General features: G+C 67.1%; 21 protein-coding genes. 8 read left to right on the top strand and 13 right to left on the bottom strand.

The window, feature by feature from the left end:
- Window positions 1–468: NAD-dependent epimerase/dehydratase family protein (locus tag H7290_RS05800; protein WP_290513068.1), on the bottom strand; the 468-nt coding region annotated here is incomplete at its 3' end.
- 168 nt (window positions 469–636) lie between these two features.
- Here H7290_RS05800 and H7290_RS05795 point away from each other — a divergent pair.
- The gene (locus H7290_RS05795) at window positions 637–786 is read left to right on the top strand and encodes a hypothetical protein (RefSeq protein ID WP_290513067.1); all 150 of its coding nucleotides are present in this window, start codon (window positions 637–639) and stop codon (window positions 784–786) included.
- Window positions 787–861: 75 nt separating this feature from the next.
- Here the strand turns inward: H7290_RS05795 and H7290_RS05790 are convergent, their stop codons facing one another.
- Genes H7290_RS05790 through H7290_RS05780 form a run of 3 tightly spaced genes read right to left on the bottom strand, consistent with a single transcriptional unit; the run spans window position 862 to window position 3793 of the window.
- Window positions 862–2250: an NAD(P)(+) transhydrogenase (Re/Si-specific) subunit beta gene (locus H7290_RS05790; protein WP_290513066.1), complete on the bottom strand. Its 1389-nt coding sequence runs from the start codon at window positions 2248–2250 to the stop codon at window positions 862–864.
- Window positions 2247–2555, bottom strand: a complete 309-nt coding sequence (locus tag H7290_RS05785; protein ID WP_290513065.1) for an NAD(P) transhydrogenase subunit alpha — start codon at window positions 2553–2555, stop codon at window positions 2247–2249. Before H7290_RS05785 ends, H7290_RS05790 begins: the two co-directional genes overlap by 4 nt.
- 2 nt (window positions 2556–2557) lie before the next feature.
- Window positions 2558–3793, bottom strand: a complete 1236-nt coding sequence (locus H7290_RS05780; RefSeq protein WP_290513064.1) for a Re/Si-specific NAD(P)(+) transhydrogenase subunit alpha — start codon at window positions 3791–3793, stop codon at window positions 2558–2560.
- Between the two features lie 288 nt (window positions 3794–4081).
- Here H7290_RS05780 and H7290_RS05775 point away from each other — a divergent pair, with 288 nt between their 5' ends.
- From H7290_RS05775 to H7290_RS05765, 3 genes are all read left to right on the top strand, one after another.
- A complete protein-coding gene (locus H7290_RS05775; protein ID WP_290513063.1) occupies window positions 4082–5104 on the top strand; it encodes an NADP-dependent oxidoreductase in 1023 nt (340 codons plus the stop codon).
- 192 nt (window positions 5105–5296) lie between these two features.
- A complete protein-coding gene (locus tag H7290_RS05770; RefSeq protein WP_290513062.1) occupies window positions 5297–6061 on the top strand; it encodes an SDR family oxidoreductase in 765 nt (254 codons plus the stop codon).
- Window positions 6062–6065: 4 nt separating this feature from the next.
- On the top strand, window positions 6066–6863 hold the full coding sequence (locus H7290_RS05765) for a ThuA domain-containing protein (RefSeq protein ID WP_290513061.1): 798 nt from the start codon (window positions 6066–6068) through the stop codon (window positions 6861–6863).
- A 58-nt stretch (window positions 6864–6921) separates the two neighbouring features.
- On the opposite strand, the gene H7290_RS05760 is transcribed toward H7290_RS05765, so the two are convergent.
- Window positions 6922–8463, bottom strand: coding sequence for an AMP-binding protein (locus H7290_RS05760; RefSeq protein ID WP_290513060.1), 1542 nt, complete (start codon window positions 8461–8463; stop codon window positions 6922–6924).
- A gap of 87 nt (window positions 8464–8550) precedes the next feature.
- Between H7290_RS05760 and H7290_RS05755 the strand changes: the two genes are divergently transcribed.
- The 4 genes from H7290_RS05755 (at window position 8551) to H7290_RS05740 (ending at window position 13145) form a co-directional block, all read left to right on the top strand.
- A complete protein-coding gene (locus H7290_RS05755; protein WP_290513059.1) occupies window positions 8551–9513 on the top strand; it encodes a TIGR03621 family F420-dependent LLM class oxidoreductase in 963 nt (320 codons plus the stop codon).
- Window positions 9514–9942: 429 nt separating this feature from the next.
- Window positions 9943–10899, top strand: coding sequence for a thiamine pyrophosphate-dependent enzyme (locus H7290_RS05750; RefSeq protein ID WP_290513058.1), 957 nt, complete (start codon window positions 9943–9945; stop codon window positions 10897–10899).
- Window positions 10896–11876 carry an alpha-ketoacid dehydrogenase subunit beta gene (locus H7290_RS05745; protein WP_290513057.1) on the top strand — a complete coding sequence of 327 codons (981 nt, stop codon included), beginning with the start codon at window positions 10896–10898 and terminating at the stop codon, window positions 11874–11876. The genes H7290_RS05750 and H7290_RS05745 overlap by 4 nt, the downstream gene beginning before the upstream one ends.
- 63 nt (window positions 11877–11939) lie before the next feature.
- Window positions 11940–13145 carry a dihydrolipoamide acetyltransferase family protein gene (locus H7290_RS05740; RefSeq protein WP_290513056.1) on the top strand — a complete coding sequence of 402 codons (1206 nt, stop codon included), beginning with the start codon at window positions 11940–11942 and terminating at the stop codon, window positions 13143–13145.
- A 276-nt stretch (window positions 13146–13421) separates the two neighbouring features.
- Here the strand turns inward: H7290_RS05740 and H7290_RS05735 are convergent, their stop codons facing one another.
- The 8 genes from H7290_RS05735 to H7290_RS05700 form a co-directional block, all read right to left on the bottom strand.
- A complete protein-coding gene (locus tag H7290_RS05735) occupies window positions 13422–14150 on the bottom strand; it encodes a TetR/AcrR family transcriptional regulator (RefSeq protein ID WP_290513055.1) in 729 nt (242 codons plus the stop codon).
- Between the two features lie 447 nt (window positions 14151–14597).
- On the bottom strand, window positions 14598–15857 hold the full coding sequence (locus H7290_RS05730; protein WP_290513054.1) for an ABC transporter substrate-binding protein: 1260 nt from the start codon (window positions 15855–15857) through the stop codon (window positions 14598–14600).
- Between the two features lie 74 nt (window positions 15858–15931).
- Complete coding sequence (locus H7290_RS05725; RefSeq protein WP_290513053.1) at window positions 15932–16663, bottom strand: ABC transporter ATP-binding protein; 732 nt, start codon at window positions 16661–16663, stop codon at window positions 15932–15934.
- Window positions 16664–16671: 8 nt separating this feature from the next.
- Window positions 16672–17490 carry an ABC transporter ATP-binding protein gene (locus H7290_RS05720; RefSeq protein WP_290513052.1) on the bottom strand — a complete coding sequence of 273 codons (819 nt, stop codon included), beginning with the start codon at window positions 17488–17490 and terminating at the stop codon, window positions 16672–16674.
- A complete protein-coding gene (locus H7290_RS05715; RefSeq protein WP_290513051.1) occupies window positions 17477–19477 on the bottom strand; it encodes an ABC transporter permease in 2001 nt (666 codons plus the stop codon). The genes H7290_RS05720 and H7290_RS05715 overlap by 14 nt, the downstream gene beginning before the upstream one ends.
- Before the next feature lie 435 nt (window positions 19478–19912).
- Window positions 19913–20950 (bottom strand): alcohol dehydrogenase catalytic domain-containing protein, encoded by a 1038-nt coding sequence (locus H7290_RS05710; RefSeq protein ID WP_290513050.1) that lies wholly within the window; start codon window positions 20948–20950, stop codon window positions 19913–19915.
- 384 nt (window positions 20951–21334) lie between these two features.
- The gene (locus H7290_RS05705) at window positions 21335–22093 is read right to left on the bottom strand and encodes an SDR family oxidoreductase (protein WP_290513049.1); all 759 of its coding nucleotides are present in this window, start codon (window positions 22091–22093) and stop codon (window positions 21335–21337) included.
- 754 nt (window positions 22094–22847) lie between these two features.
- Window positions 22848–23222: a helix-turn-helix domain-containing protein gene (locus H7290_RS05700; protein WP_290513048.1), complete on the bottom strand. Its 375-nt coding sequence runs from the start codon at window positions 23220–23222 to the stop codon at window positions 22848–22850.
- Between the last annotated feature and the right edge of the window lie 413 nt (window positions 23223–23635).

Here is a 23635-nt window from a genome sequence, read left to right as displayed (position 1 = left end):
GTCATCCCCCGGCCCGGCGATGAGTCCCGGTCGCGCAATCAGCAGTCGGTCGCCAACTGCCGCCGAGGATGCCCGCTCCGCTGCCACCTTCTGCTGGCCGTAATCTTCCGGGTCGACCGGCTCGAGCATCTCGGCGGTCTCATTCGCGCCGGGCGCATCGTGGTGGGCATAGACGGAAACTGTCGAGACAAATGTCCAATGGGATGCCACGGGGGCGAGTTTCGCGAGCGCACCTTCGACGAAACTGGGCTCCGACGAAAGCTCGATCACATCATCCCAGGGCTCGGCGCTCACCGCGGCGTAGGCGTCCGCACCAGTCCGATCCGCGCGAATCAGGGTCGCGCCCTCGGCTGCCGCCCCCGATTCACCCCGAGCCAAACAGGTGACATCATCTCCGTTCGCCACCAGCTGAGTCGCGATCTCGCGACCGAGCCAGCCCGTGCCGCCCAGGACCAGGGTTTTCGTCATCCCCCAATCATCCCCCTCCCATTTTTACGACCACCACCGTGTTCGTACACGACGGTGGTCGCAAAAATGGAAGATGGATGGCGGGGCAGGGCAGGGCAGGGCAGGGCGGGGCAGGGCAGGGCAGGGCAGGGCAGGGCCGGGCCGGGCCGTGACGGTCCCACCGGGGGAGTGACCGCTGAGCTCCTGAGCGGAGCGCTCGAGCACCTCAGCGCGTCGACCCAGCAGCACGACGTCGAACCCGTCCTCGAGCAGTCCGGCGGTCCGGCCCGCCCGATCCCGGTAGCTCCACCCGAGACGACAGCCAGCCGACGCGTGTGAACACCTTTACCAAACCGACCTGCTGTACGCCGGGTCTCGTTGAGATCGGAGCCAGACCAGCGACCCGCACTGACCTCAGGCGGGGACGACCGCCTCTAGCTCGCGGAGCAGGCCGTCGACCGCTGCCCGGGCGTCGCCGAAGACCATGAGGGTCTTGTCGAGGAAGTAGAGCTCGTTCTCGACGCCGGCGAAACCCGGTGACATGCCGCGCTTGATGACCATGACAATTCGGGCACTTGCGACGTCGAGCACCGGCATCCCGTAGATGGGGCTACTGGGGTCAGTCTTGGCTGTCGGGTTCGTGACGTCGTTGGCACCGACGATCAGGGCGACGTCGCACTGCGGGAAGTCGCCGTTGATGTCCTCCATGTCGATGATCTTGTCGTACGGCACATCCGCTTCGGCGAGCAAGACGTTCATGTGGCCAGGCATGCGTCCGGCCACCGGGTGGACGGCGAAGCGGACCCGAGCACCGTTGCGCTCCAGCACGTCGGCGAGCTCCCGAATCTTGTGCTGTGCCTGCGAGACCGCCATCCCGTACCCGGGCACGATGATGACTTCTCGGGCCGTCTCCAGGAGCATCGCTGCTTCCTCAGGTGTGGCGCTGCGGTGCGGGCGCTCTTCCGCGGCTCCTCCTGCGGCGGACTCCGCGACTTGACCGAAGCCGCCGAACAGCACGTTCGTGAAAGACCGGTTCATCGCCCGGCACATGATGATCGACAGGATCAGGCCGGAGGCGCCATCGAGGGCGCCGGCGACGATGAGGAGCGGGTTGTCGAGGACGAAGCCCATGGCGGCGGCGGACAGGCCGGCGTAGGCGTTGAGGAGGGAGATGACAGTGGGCATGTCGGCGCCGCCGATGCGGGTGACCAGCTGGACCCCGAATGCCAGTGATAGCACGACCAGGACGACGAACAGCGCTGTGCGTTCTTGGGAGACCACCAGCCCGATCCCCGACGCGAGGGCGAGTGCGAGGACACCCAGGGTGACCCAGTTCTGGCCGCGGTAGACGAGGGGCCTGCCGGGCAGGACGCCTTGCAGCTTGCCAAAGGCGATGAGGCTACCGGTGCACGTCAGGAAGCCGAGCAGCACTTCCAGGACGATGGCGAGGATGATGAAGCGTGACAGTGAGCCCTGATGGTCGTAGAACTCAGCGGTGCCTACCAGCCCGGCCGCGAGGGCTCCGAAGGCGTGTGAGAGCGCAATGCGCTGCGGCATCGCGGTCATGGGGATCTTGAGGGACATGGCCACGCCGGTGACAGCCCCGACGACCATGGCGATCGCGATCCACCGGTAGCTGACGATCTCCTTCTGCACCAGCGTGCCGATGACCGCCAGCAGCATGCCGGCCTCTGCCATCCGGAGCCCGTTGCGGGCCGTCTTCGGTTGGCTGATTCCCTTGAGTCCGAGGATAAACAGCGCCGCCGCGGCCAGGTAGCACATAGGAACGACGTACTCCCTCACGCCTTGCTCTCCGCCCCGGGCCGCTGCGGGCCGCGGAACATGCGCAGCATCCGGTCGGTGAGGATGAAGCCGCCGACGACGTTCAGGGTCGAGGCTCCGACAGCGATCGAGCCGAGAACGGTGGAGAACGCGCTGCGGTCGCTGCCGGCCAGCACCAGGCTGCCGACGAGGGAGATCGCCGCGATCGAGTTGGTCAACGACATCAGCGGTGTGTGGAACAGAGGGGGTACCCGGCGGATCACCTCGAGTCCGAGGAAGGTGGCGAGGACCAGGACGAACAGCCCCGACTCGATGTACTGCGGCACGTCTAGCTCCCTGTGGTGACGAAGGCGGGCTGTTGCGGACCGGCAGTCGGTACGCCGAGGGCTTCCTGAACGGCAGGGTGTACGACCGTCCCGCCCTGGCTGACCAGGCTGCTGGTGACGATCGGGTCGTCCAGGTCGAGGACAAGTCCGTGAGGCCCCAGCACGAGCCCGAGGAAGTTTCCGACGTTCTTGGCGTACAGCTGGCTGGCGTGGGCGGGGACGGTCGCCGGCAGGTTCGTCGGTCCGTAGATGGTGACCCCGTCGACCTCGACGCTCTCGTCAGGGCGGGTCAACTCGCAGTTCCCGCCCTGGGCGGCCGCGACGTCGATCACGATCGACCCCGGTCTCATCGCGCTGACCATTGCGGCAGTGACGATGACCGGTGCGCGCCGCCCTGGGACCTGGGCTGTCGTGATCACGATGTCGTTGCTCGCGACGGTCGACGTCAGCAGCTCCTGTTGCCGACGGTAGAAGTCCTCGCCCATGGCCGCCGCGTAGCCTCCTCCCCCGGAGGCTCCCGACGTGTCGAGTGAGAGCTCGACGAACTTCCCGCCGACGCTCTCCACCTGCTCTCGCGCCTCTGGGCGCACGTCGTAGGCCTGCACCACCGCACCCAGACGGCGAGCGGTAGCGATCGCCGACAGTCCAGCCACCCCGACACCGACCACGAGCACCTTCGTGGGCCGCAAAGTGCCGGCTGCTGTAGACAGCATCGGGAAGATCTTGTCCGAGCGCTCGGCCGCGACGAGGACTGACTTGTAACCCGCGATGACTGCCTGCGACGACAAGACGTCCATCGCCTGTGCCCGCGTGATCCTTGGCACCAGCTCGAGGGCAAAGCTGGTCACTCCGCGTTCTGCCACCTGCTTCGCGGTCGTCGGGTTGCCGAGCGGGTTGCTCATTCCGACGAGCACCAGACCGGGGCGGAGCTCGGCGAGCTCGCCGTCCGTCGCCGGACCTGCTCCGCCGGGTGCACGCACGCACACCACGACCTGGGCGTCGAAGACCTCGGCTCGAGGAGCGGATGTCGCACCCCGCGCCGCGTAGTCCTCGTCGCTGAATCCCGAAGACGTACCGGCGCCCGGCTCGAAGATGACGTCATGCCCGAGCTTGCGCAGCGCCGCCACCTCCAGCGGGACCAGCGCCACCCTGGCCTCTCCGCGCGCGGTCTCCCGCGGCAACCCGATCGTGGTCACGTGCACTCCGGTCTCGTCGAAGAAGACTTCATGTGTGTGCACCCGCGTGACTTGGGTGCCATCTGTCGATCTGCCTTGACGGGGCTGTCCCGGTGCCCGACCTGTTCGGCGGGCGAGCGAGTATGCGTACTTACTTGGTTTGAACTACAGTAGAGCACGGCGTGAGGGCCTCGGCCGAGGCCCGAGCAGAACCCCGTTGCGCCCAGGGGTTCGCGCGCAGCGCTTTCAGGGCGACCAACGAGGGGTCCACATGTCGTTCGTCCAGCCCCATCTCGAGGTCTCCCGACCTGTCATGAGCGGGTCGGTGCGATGACCGGGTACGTCACGAAGATGACCACCACCCGGGTCGTCACCCTCGTGCGGCGCCCGCACGCTGAGCCGCAGGCCGACGACTTCGAGATCGTGGAGGTGCCGGTACCGCCGCTGGCGGACGGGCAGCTGCTCGTCCGCAATGCCTTCATGAGCGTCGACCCGTCGATGCGAGGACGGCTCGATGAGACTGTGAAGCACTACACGACGAACTTCCAGGTGGGTCAGCCGCTCGACGGCTCAGCCGTCGGTCTGGTCGTGCAGAGCGCCGATCAGTCGGTGCCCGTCGGAGCGTACGTCCGGCACCGCCTCGGCTGGAGGGAGCTCGCCGTCGTCGACGCAACCACGGTGAGCGTGGTGGACGAGACCATCGCGCCGCTGTCCCGGTGGCTCGGTGTGCTCGGGCAGACCGGCTTGACGGCCTACGTCGGGCTGGTGCGCGCCGCTGACTTGCAGCGGGGGGACAGCGTCTTCGTCTCGGCGGCGGCCGGAGCCGTGGGCACAGCGGCCGCTCAGTTCGCTCGTTTGCTGGGCGCGTCGCGCGTGGTGGGCAGCACAGGGGGAGAGCGCAAGGCCGCTTTGCTGGTCGACGAGCTCGGCCTGGACGGCGCGGTCGACTACCGCTCCGAGCCGATTCGGGCGGGCCTCGAGCGCGTGGCTCCCGAGGGCATCGACGTCTACTTCGACAACGTGGGCGGAGACCACCTGGTAGCTGCCCTGGACGCCCTGCACATCGGGGGTCGCGTCGCGCTCTGCGGGATGATCTCGCAGGTCGGCGCCACCGGACCGCGCCCCAGCATCGACCACCTCATCCTGGCCGTGCTGAAGCGGGTGACACTGCGCGGCTTCATCGTGCGCGACCACGAGGACCTCCGTCCGGAGTTCGAGGAGCGGGTGGGCAGTTGGTTGCGGAATGGCGAGCTGGTCTCCAAGCAGACCGTCGCCGACGGCATCGAGGGTGCGGTGGACGCCTTCCTCGGCATGCTGCGCGGCGGCAACGTCGGGAAGATGCTCGTGCGCCTCGACCCGGCGGTCGCAGAGTGACCGCCCGCTCGGCCCGTTCAGCAACGTCGTCCAGGACGGAGGCCGGGGAGCTTCGGACGGTCACGGCGGCCGCCTGAACGCGGCCTGCTCGAGGCTGGGCTACGTGGAGAGCTCTCCGCAGCACACGCCAGCACTCATACTATGTTCATAATATAGAAACTCCCCGGCCACCGGTCGATCGAGAGGACACCCATGGATCTTCAGCTGCAGGGCAAGCGGGCGCTCGTCACGGGCGCGAGCCGCGGTATCGGCCTGGCCGTCGCCGCAGCGCTCGCCGACGAGGGCTGCGCGCTCGCGATCTGCGCGCGCGGTGTGGAGACGCTCGAGAAGGTCGCGGCCCAGCTGCGCGAGCGCGGGGCCGAGGTCTTCGCGCAGGCTGTCGACGTGACCGACCACGACGCACTGGTCGCCTTCGTCGACCGCAGCGCTCGGGAGCTGGGCGGGCTGGACGTCGTGGTGCCGAACGCCTCCGCCGGCGCTGCCAAGACGCCTGACCAGTGGCAGAGGAGCCTTGACGGCGACTTGCTCCCGCTGGTGCGGCTGATCGAGAGCGCGACGCCGCACCTGGAGCAGCAGGGCGGCGGGTCCATCGTCTCCATCGGGACCACGAACGGCTTCGACACCGTCCGACCGGCGTCTCCGAATGCCTACTCTGCCCTCAAGGCGGCAGTGATCCACCACGCCTCGGCGCAGGCGCACGTGCTCGCCAAGAAGGGCATCCGCGTCAACACCGTCTCACCCGGGCCGATCGAGTTCCCGGGTGGTGACTGGGAGAAGATCCGTGAGAGCCGCAGAGAGGTCTACGACGAGATCCTTGCGAGGATCCCGGTGGGCCACTACGGGCGCCCTGAGGACGTTGCCGCCGCCGTCGCCTACCTCGCCAGCCCGCGCGCAGCATTCACCAACGGGGTCAACCTCGTGGTGGACGGCGGCATCGTCACGCGCGTCCAGTTCTGACGTCGTGGCCGGGCCTGCGGGAACCCTTGACGTCGTACTCGTGTGCGGCGGTCAGTGGCACGATTTCGACTACGCGCGGCTGAGGCTGCTGAGCCTGCTCGGCGAAGAGCCGAGGGCGCGCACCCGGGTCTTTGAGGACTACGCGACGGGGAACTCGCTCGAGCGGGCGGACTTGCTTGTGACCTACACGTGCAACAACCGCCCCGACCACGAGCAGCAGCGGCAGCTGGTCGAGTTCGTGGCGCGCGGCGGCCGCTGGTTGGCCCTGCATGGCAGCAACTCGGCGATCGACCCGCCCGCGCCGGGCGGGCCGCGGGTGTTCAAGACCCCGCGGGAGCTGGGCCCGGTCGCGCAGGTGCTAGGCAGCCAGTTCCTGGGCCACCCGCCGATAGTGCCGTACATCGTGGAGGTCACGCAGGCCGACCATCCGCTGGTCGCCGGCGTGCGGCCGTTCGAGGTTACCGACGAACTCTACGTCAGCAAGCTGTACCCCCCGCTGAACGTCCTGCTGCACACGACGTATAGCGGCCCTTGCCGGGGCTTCGTCGAAGGGGACACCACTGATGACCAGCCTCGCCCCGTTCTGTACCTGAAGCGCACCGGCGCCGGTGAGGTCTGCTACTTCACCCTCGGGCACTGCCGGGGGAGGTACGACATGCAGGATCTAGGCGTAGACGATCTCGGTGTTGAGGACCGGGGCGGCTGGGTCATCCCGGAGTTCGTGACGATTCTGGAGCGGTGCCTGGCCTGGGGGCTTCAGGGTCAGCTGAGTGCCGCCAGTGGTGTCGTCACGACGGCCTGACCGGCCTGACCGCACCGCGGACGGCTCCCCTCGTCGAGTCGGCGCCGTACGTCCCAGGTCAACCCGCGATGGTGCGGTCGCTCTCCCAGTAGGGGCGGCGTAGCGCGCGCTTGTCGAGCTTGCCCATGGCGTTGCGCGGCAGCGCGTCCACCAGTTCGTAGGTCTTTGGGCACTTGTAGCGTGCGAGCCGCTCATGGCAGAACTCTGCGAGCGCGGCGACGTCCAGCTCCCCGTCGGGGACCACGAGAGCGCGCAGCGCCTCGCCCAGATCGCTGTCGGGCACACCGATGACGGCGACCTCCGCGACGGCGGGGTGCTGCGTGAGGATCCGCTCGCTCTCGGCCGGGTAGAGGTTCACGCCGCCGGACAGGACCATGTCTGAGATGCGGTCGGTGATGTAGACCCACCCGTCCGGCGTCACGAGACCCATGTCGCCAAGCGTGGCGATACCGGGCGCGATGTAGGCCTGGCGGGTCTTCGCCTGGTCGCCGTGGTAGCTCACCTCGCGCCCCGGAGGGGTGCGGAAGCCCAGTACGCCGACCTCCCCTGCGGGCAACTCGAGGTTGGCCTCGTCGAGCACGACCGCCTCGAAGGGGTCAACTACCCGGCCGACCGATCCCGGGTGCTCCAGCCACTCGTTGCTGGTGATGCGGCAGACCGTACCGATCTCGCTGCCGCCGTAGCTCTCGACGAGGACAGGGCCGAACCACTCGATCATTGCGCGCTTCACGTCCGTAGGGCACGCCGACCCGGTGTGTACGACGCTGACCAAGCTGGAGACGTCGTAGCGGGTGACGACGCCTACCGGGAGGGAGAGCAGGCGTGAGAAGTGGGTTGGCACCATCACGCTGGATGTGACGCTGTGCCGCTCTACCAGAGCCAGCATCCGCTCCGGGTCGAACTTGCCGAGAACGACGACCTGTTCGCCGGACAGTAGGTGGCGTACGGAGGTGAGTGGCCCGTTGTGCTGCAGCGGGCCGACGACCAGGTGGGGGCCGGGCGGAAAGCCGGAGCGGTCTGCCAGGGCCTCGGCGTAGTCACGGGCCGAGTTGACCGAGGACGGCGCCCATCGGACTTGCGTGCCTCGGGCTCGGCCGGTGGTGCCAGAGGTGTAGACGAGCAGCGGACGCGCCTGCCGCTCCAACCGCGCCGGCAGGGTGTGCCTGCAGCTGGCCCAGGCGGTCCAGGGGATGGCGGAGCCGGGCGGCTCGTCGACTCCGTGCACAACGACCGTGCCGATGCCCGCAGCCCGCGCTGCCTCTGTCACGACGGCGAGCGTCGCCGGTCCGGTGACGACGGCGACGACGGCAGCGTCGACGAACTGGTCGGCCATCTCGGGCGCCAGCAGCTGGCGAGAGACCGCCACCGTGCCTACGCCGGCGAGGATCCCGGCCGCGTGCGCGAGCAGCGTAGGGCTGCGATTCTCGCCGACTACTGCGACCCGGTCATCAGGGCCGGTCGCAACGTCGAGCATCGCGCCCGCGACGGCATCGACCTGGCGCGCAACCTCGGCCCAGGTGAGGGAGGTCGCATCGTCGACCAGGGCTATGCCGGCCGGTTCTTGCTGGGCTCTTGCGCCGATGCCTGCGAGCCGATTCACGAGCACTCCTCAAGGGGGACGATTGCGCCATCGTCCCTCGCGACTGTAGACAGAGTCAAGAAACCACTCCGACACCCGGGAGCTGCAATGCCCAAGCCGTTCCGATTCGCCGTCCAGGCCTACCGCCCCGACTCGGGCGCAGCCTGGCGCGAACTGGCCCGTCAGGTCGAGGACCTGGGCTTCTCCACCCTGCACACGTCCGATCACTACCTGGGCCCGGGGCCGGTCTCCGAGGCGACCGGACACCGCCCGGTCACGTTGGCCCCCGTGCCTGCCATGGCGGTCGCCGCCGAGGTCACCAGTACCTTGCGCATCGGCTGCCGAATGTTCTGCGTCGGCTACCACCACGCCTACGTTCTGGCGAAGGAGATCGCCACCCTGGCCGAGCTGTCGGGCGGGCGCACGGAGGTGGGCCTGGGTGCCGGTTGGCCCCGAGCCGAGTACGAGGCGATGGGCCTCGCGTTCCCATCGCCAGGGGAGCGGGTGACCCACCTCGCCGAGTTCCTGCAGATGGTCCGAGACTTCCTGGCCGGCCGGCCGGCCGCCACCAACGGCAAGCACGTGCAGGTCCGCGACATGTCGCCGCTACCGCTCCTGCCCGCGTCACCGCCGCTGATGGTCGGCGGTGGGGCGCCCCGCGTGCTGCGCCTGGCGGGCGCACAGGCAGACATCGTGAGCATCAACTTCAACAACCGTTCCGGTGTCATCGGCGCCGACAGCGTCGCCTCCTCGGGGCACCCCGAGACAGTGCAGAAACTCGGGTGGGTGCGTGAGGGCGCTGGCGAGCGGTACAAGGAACTCGAGCTGGAGTTCGCCGCGTACTTCTTGGCCGTCGAGGGCGGTGCGACGACCGAGGCGCAGCTCACCGCAATGACCGGCCTGTCCGGCGAGGACCTGAGGGCCTTTCCCCACGCCCTCGTAGGCTCCGTCGACGCGGTCTGCGAGGAGCTCGAGCGGCGTAGAACGGTCTACGGCTTCAGCTACGTGACCATCGGGGACCGGTCCATCAAGGCGTTCGCTCCGGTGGTCGGACGGCTTGCCGGGCGCTGAGCGTCGCTGCCGCCGCGGCTGCGGTCGGGGGCCCGGTCGCCCAGCCCCTCGCGGCGTAGCTGCACAGCGTCGCGCGGAAGTGCTGCGCAACTACGTGGGCACTTATGTGGATGAGCGGCGGCGGCCCTGACGACGTGTCCCGGGTCTGCGTACGAACCGACTCGTACCAGCCGCAGGCCGGCCCTGCCCGATCGTGCTGCGGCGTCCCTCTTGGTCGAAGGGCCCTTCGGCGATGGCCGCGACCCGTGGACGACGACGACGCGATGTCATGGGATTCACGAAAGGCCGCGAACGACACCATGCCGCCGTGGAAGCAGCACTGCCGGCGGGGCTTGACAGTCGAGTAAGTGTAGAGCTTCACTAGCTTCCTGGCTGCTGCCTGACGGGTCAGTCGGTCGGTTGGGCGAACAACCAGGAGACGGAAGATCGATGACGCACGCCACGCGAACGCTGTTCGAGATCTACCAGGTCATGTTCTTGGCCCAAGCCTGGGAACAGGCACTTCTGCGGATGATGGACGAGAACTTGACGCCAGCCCTCTACCACCCCGGACGTGGTTCGGAGGGCACAGAGGTCGCCGCGACCATGGCGCTAGAACGTTCCGACTACCTGCTGTACGACCATCGTGGTGTGGCCCACATCATCGCCAAGGGCGTCGACCTGGTCGCTATGTTCGGTGATTTCATCGGAAACGACCTAGGCACGACACGCGGCATGGGGGCGGGAGTCGTTCACATCGTCGATCCAGACCTCGGGGTGCTCGGCCAGTCTGGGACGCTCGGGGGCAGCCAGGTGATAGCCGCCGGCGCGGCACTGTCGGCGAAGCTGCGGCACAGCGGACAGGTGACGATGTGCTTCTTCGGTGATGGTGCCGCCAACCGCGGCACGTTCCACGAGGCCGCCAACGTCGCAGGCGCCTGGAAGCTCCCCATCGTCTTCGTGATTCAGAACAACGGATGGGCGGTGTCGGTGCCGGTCGAGCACTCCACCGGAGGGCGCTTCGTCGATCGTGCGATCGGCTACGGCATGGCCGGAGTTCAGGTCGACGGTGCCGACCCGATGGCCGTCTACGAAGCGGCCGTCGCCGCAGTCGCTCGGGCCCGCAACGGGGAGGGTGCGACGATCATTGAGGCCAAGACCGTGCGCATGCAGGGGCACTACTTCGGCGATGCAGACGGCTATCGCGACAAGGCCCTCATTGCCGAGGCCACGCAGAGCGACCCGATCATCCGTACCCGCGCTGCCCTGCTCGAGCAGGGAGCACTCGAGACCGATATCGCCGACGTCGAGCGGGCCGCACTGGCCGAGGTCATCTCGGCGAGAGACATGGCGCTCAGCGGCAGACCCCCAGGACCGGAGCGCATCTTCGAGGACATCTACGCATGAGCACACGGACGATCACCTACGCACAGGCGATCAACGAGGCAATGTCGGAGGAGATGGAGCGCGACGAGCGAGTGTTCCTGATGGGGCAAGACGTCGGCGCGATGGGCGGGGTCTTCGGGGTGAGCAAGGGTCTGCATAAGCGCTTCGGCGACGAGCGGGTCATTGACACCCCCATCTCGGAGATGTTCATCGTTGGGGGAGCGGTCGGGGCGGCGTTGACAGGCTTGCGCCCCATTGCGGAACTGCAGTTCGCCGACTTCATCCACAACGCTTCAGACGAGACGCTGCACAAGATGGCAAAGTGGCGCTACATGCATGGAGGCAGATTCACGGTACCGATGGTGCTGCGACTCCCCGAAGGCGCCACCGGCGGGTCAGGCGCGGAGCACTCGCAGTGTCCCGAAGCCGAACTCCTCCCGCACGCGGGGATCTACATAGTCATCCCCTCCAACCCGGCGGACGCCAAAGGTCTGCTCAAGAGCGCGATCCGCGACGACAATCCCGTTGCGTTCTTCGAGCACAAGATGCTCTACGCGACCACGGGGGAGATTTCCGACGAAGAGGTGCTGATCCCGTTGGGCCAGGCCAACATCTGCCGTGAGGGCACGGACGTGACGGTCGTGGCGTGGGGGCGGATGGTGTCCCTCGCCCTGGAGGCAGCGAATTCGGCCGCGTTGCAGGGCATCAGCGTCGAGGTGATCGACACCCGCGGATTGAGACCGTTGGACACCGACGCCATTCTGGCCTCGGTCGCCAAGACGAGCAGGCTCATCATCACACATGAAGCGCCACTCTCCGGCGGCGCCGCCGGCGAGATCGCGGCGATCGTTGCTGAGCACGGGCTGGATCTTCTCGCCGCGCCGATCCGCAGGGTCTGCGGGGCAGATACGCCGATGCCACAGAACCCGGCACTGGAGAAGTTTGCCCTCCCCACGAAGGCCGCTGTGTTGCAGGCCATCACCGCACTGCTCGCTTAGGCCGGCTGGACACATGGGATCCGGTGGCGTCGCGCCACCGCTAGACGACAGTGAGGAAACATCGTGCACCTGCTTCACCTTCCCCGCCTCGGACAGACGATGGAGGCCGGTGCGATCACCTGTTGGCTGATCGATCCTGGCGCATCTTATGACGTTGACGCAGAGCTCTACGAGGTCGAGACGGCGAAGAACTCTGTCGAGATCGTCGCCAAGCTGCCCGGGACCATCCTGCGCGTCATCGCCCCGACCGGTTGCGAACTGCCCGTTGGTGCCCTTCTCGCGGTGGTCGCTGACCCCGGGGAGGAGCCGGAGGCCAGTGCCATCGACGCCTTCGTCGCGGCCGATTTGGCCGAGATCGCCAAGAGCACGCAGGACGACGACGCTGTCCCTGACCTGTCGGTTCCCCTGACAGCCCCGGGCACAACGACACCCGCCTCGTTCGGTACGGATCGGGGGATCAAAGTGATCCCCAAGGCCCGAGCGATTGCAGCCGCTGCGGGTCTGGACCTGTCGAGTGTGACCGGCACCGGCGCGGGTGGCTCCATCACTGTGACCGACGTCGAGGCCGCACTCACCCGTGTACCGCCGGACTCCGCGGACGGTGCGGTGGCAGAACGCCGGCCTCTCAGCAGCGTGGGACGTGGCATGGCCGATGTCCTCACGGCGAGCTGGCGCGAAGTCCCCCAGTTCGTGCAGCAGATCCGTGTCGACGCGACCCGGATGAAGCAGACTCGCGCCGAGCTGGCCGGACATGGCGTACGGGTGACGTTCACCGATATTCTGATCGCGGCGGTCGCCGCAGCTGCCCGCGAGGTACCCGAGGCCAACGCCCAGTTCACGCCCGATGCGATTCACATCATGGCCGACGTTAACGTCACCGTGGCCGTGGACACCGACGCCGGACTGCTCGTACCGGTCATTGCGCGCGCCGACCAGCTCGACGTCGCGGGCGTGAGCATGCGGCTTCAGGAACTGTCCGAGCGCGCCCGCGCTCGGCGCCTGACCCCGGCCGACACTGCAGGCGGCACCATCACGGTCTCCAACCTCGGCGCGGTCGGGATCGAGACAGGCGTGCCCCTGGTCATCTCTCCGCAGGCCACCATCGTCTTCGCCGGCGCCATCATCGACAGCGCCGTCGTCGCCGATGGCGCCTTAGCCGTCAAGCCGCTGATGGGACTTGCGATCGGCTACGACCATCGCGTGCTCGACGGCTCCACCGCCGCGCGGTTCACCTCGGCGCTTAGACGTCTTCTCGAGACAGGCGCCTGACCGATCAGCGCCTGTCGACTGCCAGAGTTCCGGTTCCCGCGTTGTGGTGGGCAGTCATGACCGCGCTCGTACGTCCGACTTCGATCTCGGCAGCGTGGCAGGTGATCGTCCGGCTGTGGCGGTGCTCGCTGCGCAAGCCGGCGAAGTCATCGTCGCCATCTGGTGCAGGACCGGACCCGCTGATGCGGGTGGCGTTCCGGGGCTAGGAGCGGCTTGGAGTCGGTGCCCAGCCGGCGGCCATGTCCCGTGGGGCGGGTCGCCCTCTGGTCCGTGTCACTACTGCAGCGTCGTACCGGCAACAGGCGTCTCACCTTCACGTCCGACAGGGCGCGAGCCGCGGGCGCGCCCGACGCAGCTTGCCGGGTGCGGGCAGCACGGCTGCGCCAGGTCAGCGGTCGACGGAACGCCCGTGCAAGGACTTCGTCGACGTCCGGGGGGACTGCTGATACCGCACAGCAGGATCTGCCAGAACTCGTCCGCGAAGTCGGCGGGTGACCTGGCGCCGCTCGCGTCGTACCACTGATATGCCCAGTTGCACATCCCGAAGAGCGCCAAGGCTGCAATGTCCGGGGCGCGGAAGAACTCGCCATCAGCCTTGCCTTGTTCCAGCACCCCGACGACCATTTTGGTATAGGCGTCGCGTTTAGCCCGGATGCTCAGCTGCTGGTCGGCACGCAGGCTGCGATGGCATTCGAAGAAGACACGGACATGGCCTCTGTGCGTGCCCATCAGATTCAGGATGTCGTGCATGATCGCCAGGAGGCGGTCGTCGACGGAGATGTCCGGTCGAGCCGCCACGCGTGCCTCGTGCGCGGAGATGAGCAAGTCGATGAACTCCTCGTGGATGGCGTAGAGGATGTCGTTCTTGCTTTTGAAGTAGTGGTAGAGCGTGGGCTTGGCGACGCCCACGGCGGCGGCCAGCTCCTCCATCGATGCCGCGTGGTAGCCGTGCGTGTCGAACAGCTCCGCAGCTCGGACAATAATCTGCTCCTTGCGTCCCAGCACCGACGCGGGGCCGATCGCTCTCGTCAAGTCCAGTCCTCTCCGTGGTTGCAGCCCTGCTTGAACACGTACGCGTCGCACCACGCCCAGACCATCACGCCTCTTGATGCCGCGGCTGATCGTGAACGGCGGATCGACTGCCGGGGCGGTCGATTCTCAAGTGCCGTCCGGTTACCGTGATGGGCAGGGACGGAACCGCCGCGACGAGCCCAGAAGAGAGCTGAATGAGCGGCTTCCGTGGCGCGCCACCACCCCGTCTCAAGCCGTGCCCGGCTAAGGGGGGATCTTGCGTCCTCCAGCCGACTCGGTGCACCCTGTCGCCCTACGACGGTGTCGATCAGATCGTCGCCCACCCCGGCCTGCTAGCGACCCCGTCATCCCGCCAAGCGCAACGGCGCGGGTCACGTAGACACGAGGTGCCAGCGCGACCCGCGCCGGACGCGGGATGGATCAGAGCAGGTCGATGCCCACGAAGCTTCCGACGTCGACGAGGCTCTTGCCGTCGAACTGGTAGAACGTTGCATCTGTGTGACAGATTGCCGGGAAGTCCGCCACGGGCGGGCCGTCGCAGGTGTACGGCGTCGCCAGCCAGTTGTGTTGGTTCTTGGTCGCCTTCATGAAGGCCGGAATCGACTCCGACGTCAGCTTCTCGACTCCGATCTTGTTCGACAACTCCCAGAGGTTCATCGTCGACTGGAAGCCGAGCAGCGTGAAGGCATCGACCTTGGACTCGTCCTCACCTGAGTACTTCTTGTGCGCGTAGAGGAACTTCTTCGTCTCCTCACCCACCGGTAACTGCTGCAGCTGCTGGGTCTCGCCGGTGAAGTACATGCCCCTGCCGGCAGCGGCGTTCTGCGTGAACAGCTCAGGGACGACGCATGAGCCCGTTCCCACGGCCGGAATCTTGCTCCCCGCACCCTGCAGAGCCTTGATCAGCTTGGTGCAGTCCTGCGGTCCGACAAGCAGCACAATCGCGTCGGGCTTCTTCGACACCGCCTGCTGGGCCTGAGTCGCGAAGTCTGCTGTTCCTGCGGGTGCACCAACGAAGCCGCTGACGACTCCCAGCTTCTGCAACGGTCCCTCGATGAAGGTCTTGTACGAACTGACGCCCGAAGGGGCGTCCGTGCCAATGCTGATGACAGTCTTGGCACCGAGCTTGTCCTTGATGAAACGCGCCACTGCCGGCACCTGCACCGGGGAGGCGCCGATGCTGTAGAAGGCATTCCCAGAGGTGTACTCCTTCGCCTGGATAGGTGCACCGAACGTCAACGGGATCTTGGCGCTCTCGTAGATGGGCACCGCCGCGGGAGCGCCGAGATCGACGCCGGTCATCACCGACAGGACCTTGTTGCCGATGAGCTTGTTGGCGCAGGACTGCGACTTCTCCGGAGTGCCGTCGGTGAGGCACTCATCGATGTCCATCGGTCGGCCATCGATGCCACCAAGCTCGTCGTTGATGTAGGCCTGGGCGATCTTGGTGCCGACCCCGGCCTGGGCGAAGTCACCGGTGGCGGCACCGACCTGGTTCACGAAGCCGAACTTGACCCCGTCCCCAGCTGCCTTCTTCAAGGCAGCGCCGTTGTAGCCGACAGCCGTTAACCCCTCACTGCTGTCGCTCGACGCGCCACCGCTACTGGAACAGGCAGTTAAGGTCGTTGCCGCGAGCACGACGACCATCACCGTTCTCTTGCGAGCCAGAGATCCGGACATGTGTGTCTCCTTGTGAGTCGACCAAGACGGTCAGTGCGGTTTGGCGCGGGCGGTGTGCCTGGGCCCGTGAGCTTCTAGAGCGCGGCGTCGCCGAGGTACTGCGAGGCCAGGAGATCGCGGCGCGCCGCGAGCTCCTTGGCGGAACCCGCGAGGACCACGTCACCGTGAGACAGGACGACGGCCCGATCGGCGACGCTCAATGCCATGTGGATGTGCTGTTCGACGATGACGACGGCGAGCCCCAAGTCGTCGGCAACGGTGCGGAGGATGGGAAGCAGTCGTTGAACGATCACTGGCGCCAGACCGAGACTCATCTCGTCGACGAGCAGGACCTTGGGCTCACTGGCGAGGGCCCGCGCCAGCGCAAGCATCTGTTGCTCGCCACCGGAGAGTTGACCTGCTAGACGCCCCAACAACGGTCCGAGCGCGGGCAGGTAGGAGATCGCTGAGTCGATCGCTTTCTGGCGATCACCACGGATGGCGAGCAGCAGGTTCTCCCTCACCGTGAGGTCGAAGAAGAGGGCGCGCTCTTCCGGGACGAGGGCCACGCCGTGGCGGGCCGCGGACCACGGGCGCTTGGCGTCAACGGGACGGCCCAGCACCCAGAGCTCGCCCTTCTGCGCCGGCAGCAGACCGGCGATCGTCAGCAGCGTCGTGGACTTGCCCGCACCGTTGGGGCCGAGCAGCGCTACGACCTCGCCAGCCGCGACGACGAGGTTGAGGTTGCGCACGACCGTGGTGGGGCCGTAGCCAGCGTGCAGACCGCGCACGTCGATGGCTGTCTGCTGTCCCGTTGGCAGGTCCATGGCAGTGCTCACCTGGTGTCTGTTCCGGTCGAGGGCACCGACTGGCTCACGGACTCCCGGAGCAGCTCATCCTCGTCGCCGGCGTCCGTGCCCAAGTACGCAGCCACCACCGCGGGGGTCACTCTGATCTCGTCGGGGGTTCCCTCGGCGATCACGCGACCGAAGTCGAGCACGTAGATGTGGTCGCAAATACCGAGCATCAGGTTCATGTCATGATCGATTAGCAGCATCGACGCGCCGCCGTCCACCTTGGCGCGTAGCAGACGGCCGAGGACCCGACTTTCGGCGCTGTCAAGTCCCGCGGCTGGCTCGTCCAGTAGGAGCAGATCGGGTTTGCGCACCAGGACCCGTGCGATTCCGACCAGCTTTCGGTGCCCGTGCGACAGCTCCGGGGGGCGGAGTCCTGCGAACTCGCTCAGGCCGAGGGACGCCAGTGTGTCATCGAGGACAGCGTCGTCGACTGCCTTGCGTCCAGGCCGCACCACGTCGGCCAGCGGCTCCCACCATCGAGGGTCGGAGGCCGCCACGCGGCAGTTGTCGCGCACGGACAGGTCGTTGAACAGCTCTAGGGACTGGAACGTGCGGACCATGCCAAGCCGGGTCCGTCGATGCGCCGGTAACGAGGTCACGTCGTGCCCGTCGAACACCACGGTCCCTGAGGTGGCAGGCGTGAAGCCGGTCAGACAGTCGATCATCGTTGTCTTGCCGGCACCGTTCGGCCCGATCAAGCCGACCAGGCTGCCTCGCTCCACCCGTAGCCGAGCCTCGTCCAGAGCGACCAGACCGCCGTAGCGAACGGTAAGGCTGTCCACTTCAAGCAGAGACATCGACGTTCCTCCTCGGTACCGATGGGGCGGGGTCGGGTTGTCTGCGCTTGGCCAGGCGGGCCCGCACTTGATCCCGTGTGATGGCGGTACCGCCAGAGATCCCGTCCTGATTAAGCAGCGCTGTCAGGATGAGCCCGATGCCGGCAACGATCTGCACGTAGCGGCCAAAGCCGAAGGCGTTGTCCATGACCGTTGCCAGGACACCGCCGCCGGCAAGCACACCGCCCACGAGGGCACCCGAGACGCTGGTGATGCCACCCATGTAGGCAAGGGCCAGCCAGGTCAACCCCACGAAGATGTCGAAGGAACCGAAGGAGAGTGTGCTCTGCAGGTACCCGATCATCACGCCGCCGATCGCTGCTATCGCCGACGCGATGCCGAACGCGAGCAGCTTCGTAGCGGCCACGTTGATGCCGATGGACGCCGCGGCCGCCTCGTTCGCCCGCAGGCTGAGGAAGCGCAGACCCGTGATGCCCAGGCGCAGGTTGGTCACCCCGAGGCAGAGCAGTACCAGCACGATGATCAGGAACACTCCGAAGATCGGCCGCGGGAATTCACCGGGAGCACGCACACCTAGGTCCAGTCCGAACAGATGCGGGTTCGGGACCTTGCTGCCGAGCAGACCGCCCGTGAATGAGGCGTTCTTGAAGAGGAACTCCTGGACCGCGATCCCGCCGGCTAACGTGATCACCGCCAATTGGACACCGCGTACCCGCAGGGCCGGCAGCCCGACGAGCACGCCCACGGCAGTGGCCAGTAGAACGGCGAGGATGGGAGACAGCGGGAACGGGATGCCCAGCTGGTCTGCGAACCTACTCAGACCGAACCCCGCGGTTCCCGCCAGCGCGGCTTGAGCGAGCGAGATCTGGCCGACGAATCCAGTCAGAACGACGATCGACAACATGATGATCGAGATGACCATCGTGTTCATGAGAGCCAGCTGGAGGCCAGAGCTGAGGGTGAACAGCAGGACGAGCAGTGCGATCGGCCCGGCGATCGACGTGATCATTCGAGCGGTGGAACTGGCTGCACGCGAGATGGGCAACCGCGCCGAACTGAAGCCCCGGGCTGGCAGTCGGCGTCCACCGACCACCAGAACCCCGATGATGACCAGGAAGGGCAAGCCCTGTGAGGCGCCCGTCCTTGCGAACCCCGGATACCAGTCGAAGCTTTGAAGGTCGAGGATCCCCGACTGCGCCGCCCCGATGAGCAGGCCTGCGACCGCGGTGATCGGGAACGACGTGAGCCGCCCTATCAACGCCGCGCCGAGAGCAGGCACGACCAGCAGCGTCATTGTGATGGCGTCGACGCCTGATATTGGGACGAGAACAATCCCCGCCACACAAGCCAGGGCGCTGGCGAGAGCCCAGTTCACCGCCGCGAGGCGGTAGGGGTTGTAGCCCAGGATCATCGCTCCGCGCTCGTTGCCCGCCGCAGCGCGCGTAGCCAGGCCGAACCTGGTGAACCGGTAGATCAACGTCAGCAAGGCGGCGACGACGATCGCCAGGCCGGTCAGGTAGAACCGGTCGCTCGGGACGACGGACGTGCCCAGCGACACCGACCCGCTTGGAAAGACCGGCGCGGTCGAGGTGTTGTTCGAACCGAACTGCAGGACCGACGTCGCCTGCAGACTCAGTAGCAGCCCCACGCTCGCCACGACATTGGCCAGCATCGGGGCGGTTCGGAGCGGTCGGAAGATCAAGTAGTACGAGAGCAGGCCCATGAGCAGCCCAACGACCAGGGTGTATGCAATCGACACGCCCAACGAGGCACTGTCGCCGATACGGACAACGAACGGCACGAACGGAAAAACCAGCGCACCGCTGTCGCGGACCTGGATGAACGTGTAGGCACCGAACATTGCAAACGCACCATGGGCGAAGTTGATGACGCCCGACCCGCGGAAGGTGAGTACGAGACCGAGCGCGATCAGCGCGTATGCGGCGCCTGACGCTAAGCCGAGCATCAAAATGACGACATGGTTCATGCGTGAACTCCCCAGCCCGCCATCAGCTCGTACGACGTGTGATCGCAGAGACTCGAGTCCCAACCGACTAGTCGGGCGCTGCACGAGTGTCGAGTGCCGAACACCACATGTCAAGGAGTATCTGGTGTGCCCATAATGTTACTGAAAGGGTCGTGACCGGCTCCGCCCGGCACCAGTCCACGTCCTCGACGGGGGCGCTACGCAGTCGATGGCCTGCAGCCGTACGCCGATGTAAAGGGGGTCCGCCGGGCGGCCACAGAGGTTGACCGGTAACTAGGTTGAGGGCGTTTCTGCCGCGACAGCGGGCGGTCTCCTGCGCGGTGTGCACCAGTGTCAGCGCGCAGTCCGGCAGGTGGGGGATGTGCGCTTACACGCAGGGGGGTGGGTGCTGGTCGCTGCGCGGCGGAGCGGCCGACAACCGCAAGGCGAGGGACGTCAGGGGTGGATCATCACCTTGATCGAAGAGGTGGTCTGGTTCTGAACCTCGAACGCCGCGGTGATGTCGGCCAGAGCGAAGCGGTGCGAGATGAGGGGGGCGACGGGCAGTCGCCCCGCTGCCAGCAGGGCGAAGGCGTTGCGGAAGTCGACTTCGGTGTACGCGAAGCTACCGAGCAGCCGCAGTTCCTTCTGCACGACCGTGTCTAGGTCGATCTGAGATGGGAGGGCCGTGAGGGCGACCATCGAGAGCGGCGCTCCGGCACGAGCGACACGCAGTGCGGTTGGAAGGACGCTGATCGCTCCAGAGCATTCGAAGACCGAGCCGATCGCGCCGGCTTCGTGAAAGGACGACGAGGTACGTCCCCGTGAGGCTGCAAGCGATTCGTAGACATCGTCCGCGAGGGGGTCGATGACCTCGGCGGCGCCTGCCGCGAGGGCGGCCGCGCGGCGGACCGGTGGGGTGTCCACCCCGATCACATCAGTGATCCCGCGCGCCTTCAGCATCTGCGTGACGCATTGCCCGATCGTGCCCAAACCGAACACGATCGCTGGTTCGCCGACCTCGGGCCGGGCTCGGTTCACGGCCCGGTACGCCACCGACAGCGGCTCCAAGAACGCCGCTTCTTCGAACGAGATGTGATCAGGTAGAAGGAACAGCCGGTGCCCGACGCCGGCGTTACGGACCAGGACTTTGTCGCCGAAGCCGCCGACCGAGCCGTCAAGGTGCGCACAGAGGTTTCCCTCCCCGGCGCGGCAGCGTGGGCACGAGCCGCACGACGCGACGGGGTTGACTGTGACCCGGTCACCGCGGACTACGCCCCTGACTTCGGCACCGACTTCGCTCACCACCCCGGCGTACTCATGACCCAACCGTGCCCCTGGCGTGACCCACGCCCCGTCGGTGAAGGCGTGGACGTCCGAACCGCAGATCCCGCAAGCACGGATGTCCACCATGACGTCTTCGGGCCCGGGCGTCGGCTCCTCGACGTCGTTTAGCTGGATCGTGCGGATGGCTTCCCACGTGGCGACGCGCACGCCCTGCCCCTCGGAGTGAACCGACCGGGTGGTCGGGAGTTACTACTATCTATATAGTGCGACCATGAATCATGGCAAGTTCCCCTTCCTGTGGCGGGGATGGGCTGCCTCCCCGGACGAGCCCCTACGGAAGCGCCACCACTGTCTGACGGCATCGCACTCGTCGACACCAAGCTGGCGTCCGGGCGAGCGCGGAGCCGACGTACCGACGACATGCCGGCCGAGAGAATGATCGGGGAGAGGGCGCCGACGGCGTCTCATCTTGAAGGAACCTGGCGCACCTGCGGTTGATCCCGGTGCAATGTCGTTTTTCAAGCGCGACCGGTGCAGGCACTGGCGGCGGGTAGCGACGGACCTGGGGCACGCAGCCGTGGTTGCTGGGGGTCAGCGAGCGGTGTAACCCCCGTCCACGGGGTAGAAACCGCCGGTGGCGAACGAAGCGGCGTCGCTGGCCAGCCAGGCGACGGGCGCCGCTACCTCGTTGGCTCCACCCAGGCGGGCCAGCGGATGCAAGCCCTCCAGGTAGCTGCGCTGCACGTCGTCAATCATGGTTTCGATCATCGGCGTCGAGATGTATCCGGGGCCCACCGAGTTGACGCGTATGCCGTCCGGGGCGTGGGCCAATGCAGCCGACTTGGTGAGCCCGACCACGCCGTGCTTGGCAGCGACATAGGCCGGCGAGAGTTCATGTGCAACCGTGCCGAGGACGCTGGCCATGTTGACGATCGACCCTCCCCCGTGGCCGCGCATCGCCCGGACCTCGGCACGGGTGCAGTAGAAGACCCCGTTCAGATTCACGTCGAGGATCCGCAGCCAGTCCTTTGTTGTGCAGTCTGCGGCAGGTGCCGCTGTTCCACTCGTACCTGCGTTGTTCACGGCGATGTTGAGGCCACCGAAGTCGGCCACCACTGCAGCTACCGTGGCGTCAACCGCGTCTGGCTTGACGACGTCGAGCGAGTACGCACTTGCCTCATGCCCCGCAGCGCGCAGCTGCACGGCGAGATCCTCCGCAGCCCGCAGATCAATGTCGGCCAAGGCCACCTTGGCCGATGAGGCCGCGAGGGCCCAGGCGCAGGCCGCGCCGATACCGGAGCCGGCACCGGTCACCAGCGCGACCTTCCCGGCCAACTGGTAATCGATCACGAGAGAGCACCCATTGCAACGCCGATCGGCCCCGCTGTCGAGCTGGTCGTCGACCGCGGCTCCCAGCTTCTCCAGCGGTCCCTTGCCTGACCGGACTGTCCCGTCGAAGCCGACTCTCCGCCAGCGTGCGACGCCCAGCGCCAACGAAGACTGGGGTAACGACCGGCTGTGTCCAGTCGCGCCCGGACGTGCACTAGTTCCTCGGTGCGTATCGGCACGGGTGTCCGACCTCCTGTCGCGCTAGGTGCTCGTGCATCGGGCTCAGGCTTGGACGACGCTGACCTGGACGGTACCGACCGAGCGACGGTCACGTCGTAGGCCCGGGGTCACGCGCAAGCCGACGATGCGGAGGCGGCGTCCGGGTGAGGACACCGGCGCAGGTCGATAGCGATCATGTTCTTTGGGGATCCGTTGGTCACGGGCGACAAGGCGTTCCTCCAACAGCCTTTGGTCATCTGTCCCGACCGGATCGCCCGGCCGACCCGAACCTAGGCTCGGAGGGTCACCGTCATCAGCGGACCGATCGTGCGGACCCGCCGCCAAGATCACGACGCTGTCGGCCGCCAGCCAGGCGGGCAGCATCCGGTCGTTGCCGTACAGGTGACGACAGCAGACGTGATCCAGGGGGGCGCCGGCAAGGCGGTAACCCGCCTCCTGGCAACCGCGGGCCATCAGCGCCTCGACGGCTTGCCGGGCGGCCTGGGCACGCTGGCCGCGCAGCGCCCCGATCTGCCCTCGGCTGTTCGCGTCAGCCCTACATCGATGGCCGGGTCCGCCTGGCGGGCAGCAACTCCTCCAGGGTCGCTTGATCGAGCCGACGGACCCTGCCCGCGCTCAGGTCGTCCATGCCGGCAGCGACATCCTCGCCAGCAAGCACCCCGCGATCGCGCAAGATCCGCAAGACGTCGACGAGAAGGGCCCGGTCGTCTCGATGACGACGCAACTCCTCCACCACGCTCTTGGTGGCGGCCAACGACATCACCCCCACCCGCAGGGGGCTTGAACCGGCAACCGCCCGCAGAGCGCCAGCCTCGATCCACGCTCGGACCGTGGGCGCCGATACCCCGAGTACCTGAGCCGCCTCGCCGACCTTGGCACCACGGTCCCGCTCAGCGACATGCTCACGCACCGCGTCCAGTGACCTTCGGCGCGCGGCGTCACACTCCTGCCCCGCCAGACGTTGCGCACGATCAGGTCCTCCAACACCCCCACGACCGACATGCCGCCTCTTCATCTCACACTTTCCAGAATGACGCGATAACCGAAAATCGCTCTTTGGATCAAGCCTGAGGACGGGTAGCCGTGATTGGCGGTCGCCAGGCCACCTGTAGCAGGCGCCTACGGCCGCACGCTGGCGCCGAGGCAGGCGCGTGGCAGCGTCGGAGGCGGCCTTGGCACCGTCAGCCGGCCAGGTGCCGCGTGAGCATGCGCCTGCACTGTCGGCAACCAAGTCGGGCCCCCAGAGCGTTGGTGCTGTTGTGGAGGCGGGGCCGGATTTCGAGGAGTGGGTGGCGGCGCGCCAGCGTGCGCTCCTTCGGACTG

This window comes from Aeromicrobium sp. (assembly GCF_014378035.1).
GTDB lineage: Bacteria > Actinomycetota > Actinomycetes > Propionibacteriales > Nocardioidaceae > Aeromicrobium.
This window is presented reverse-complemented; position numbering and strand designations above follow the sequence as displayed.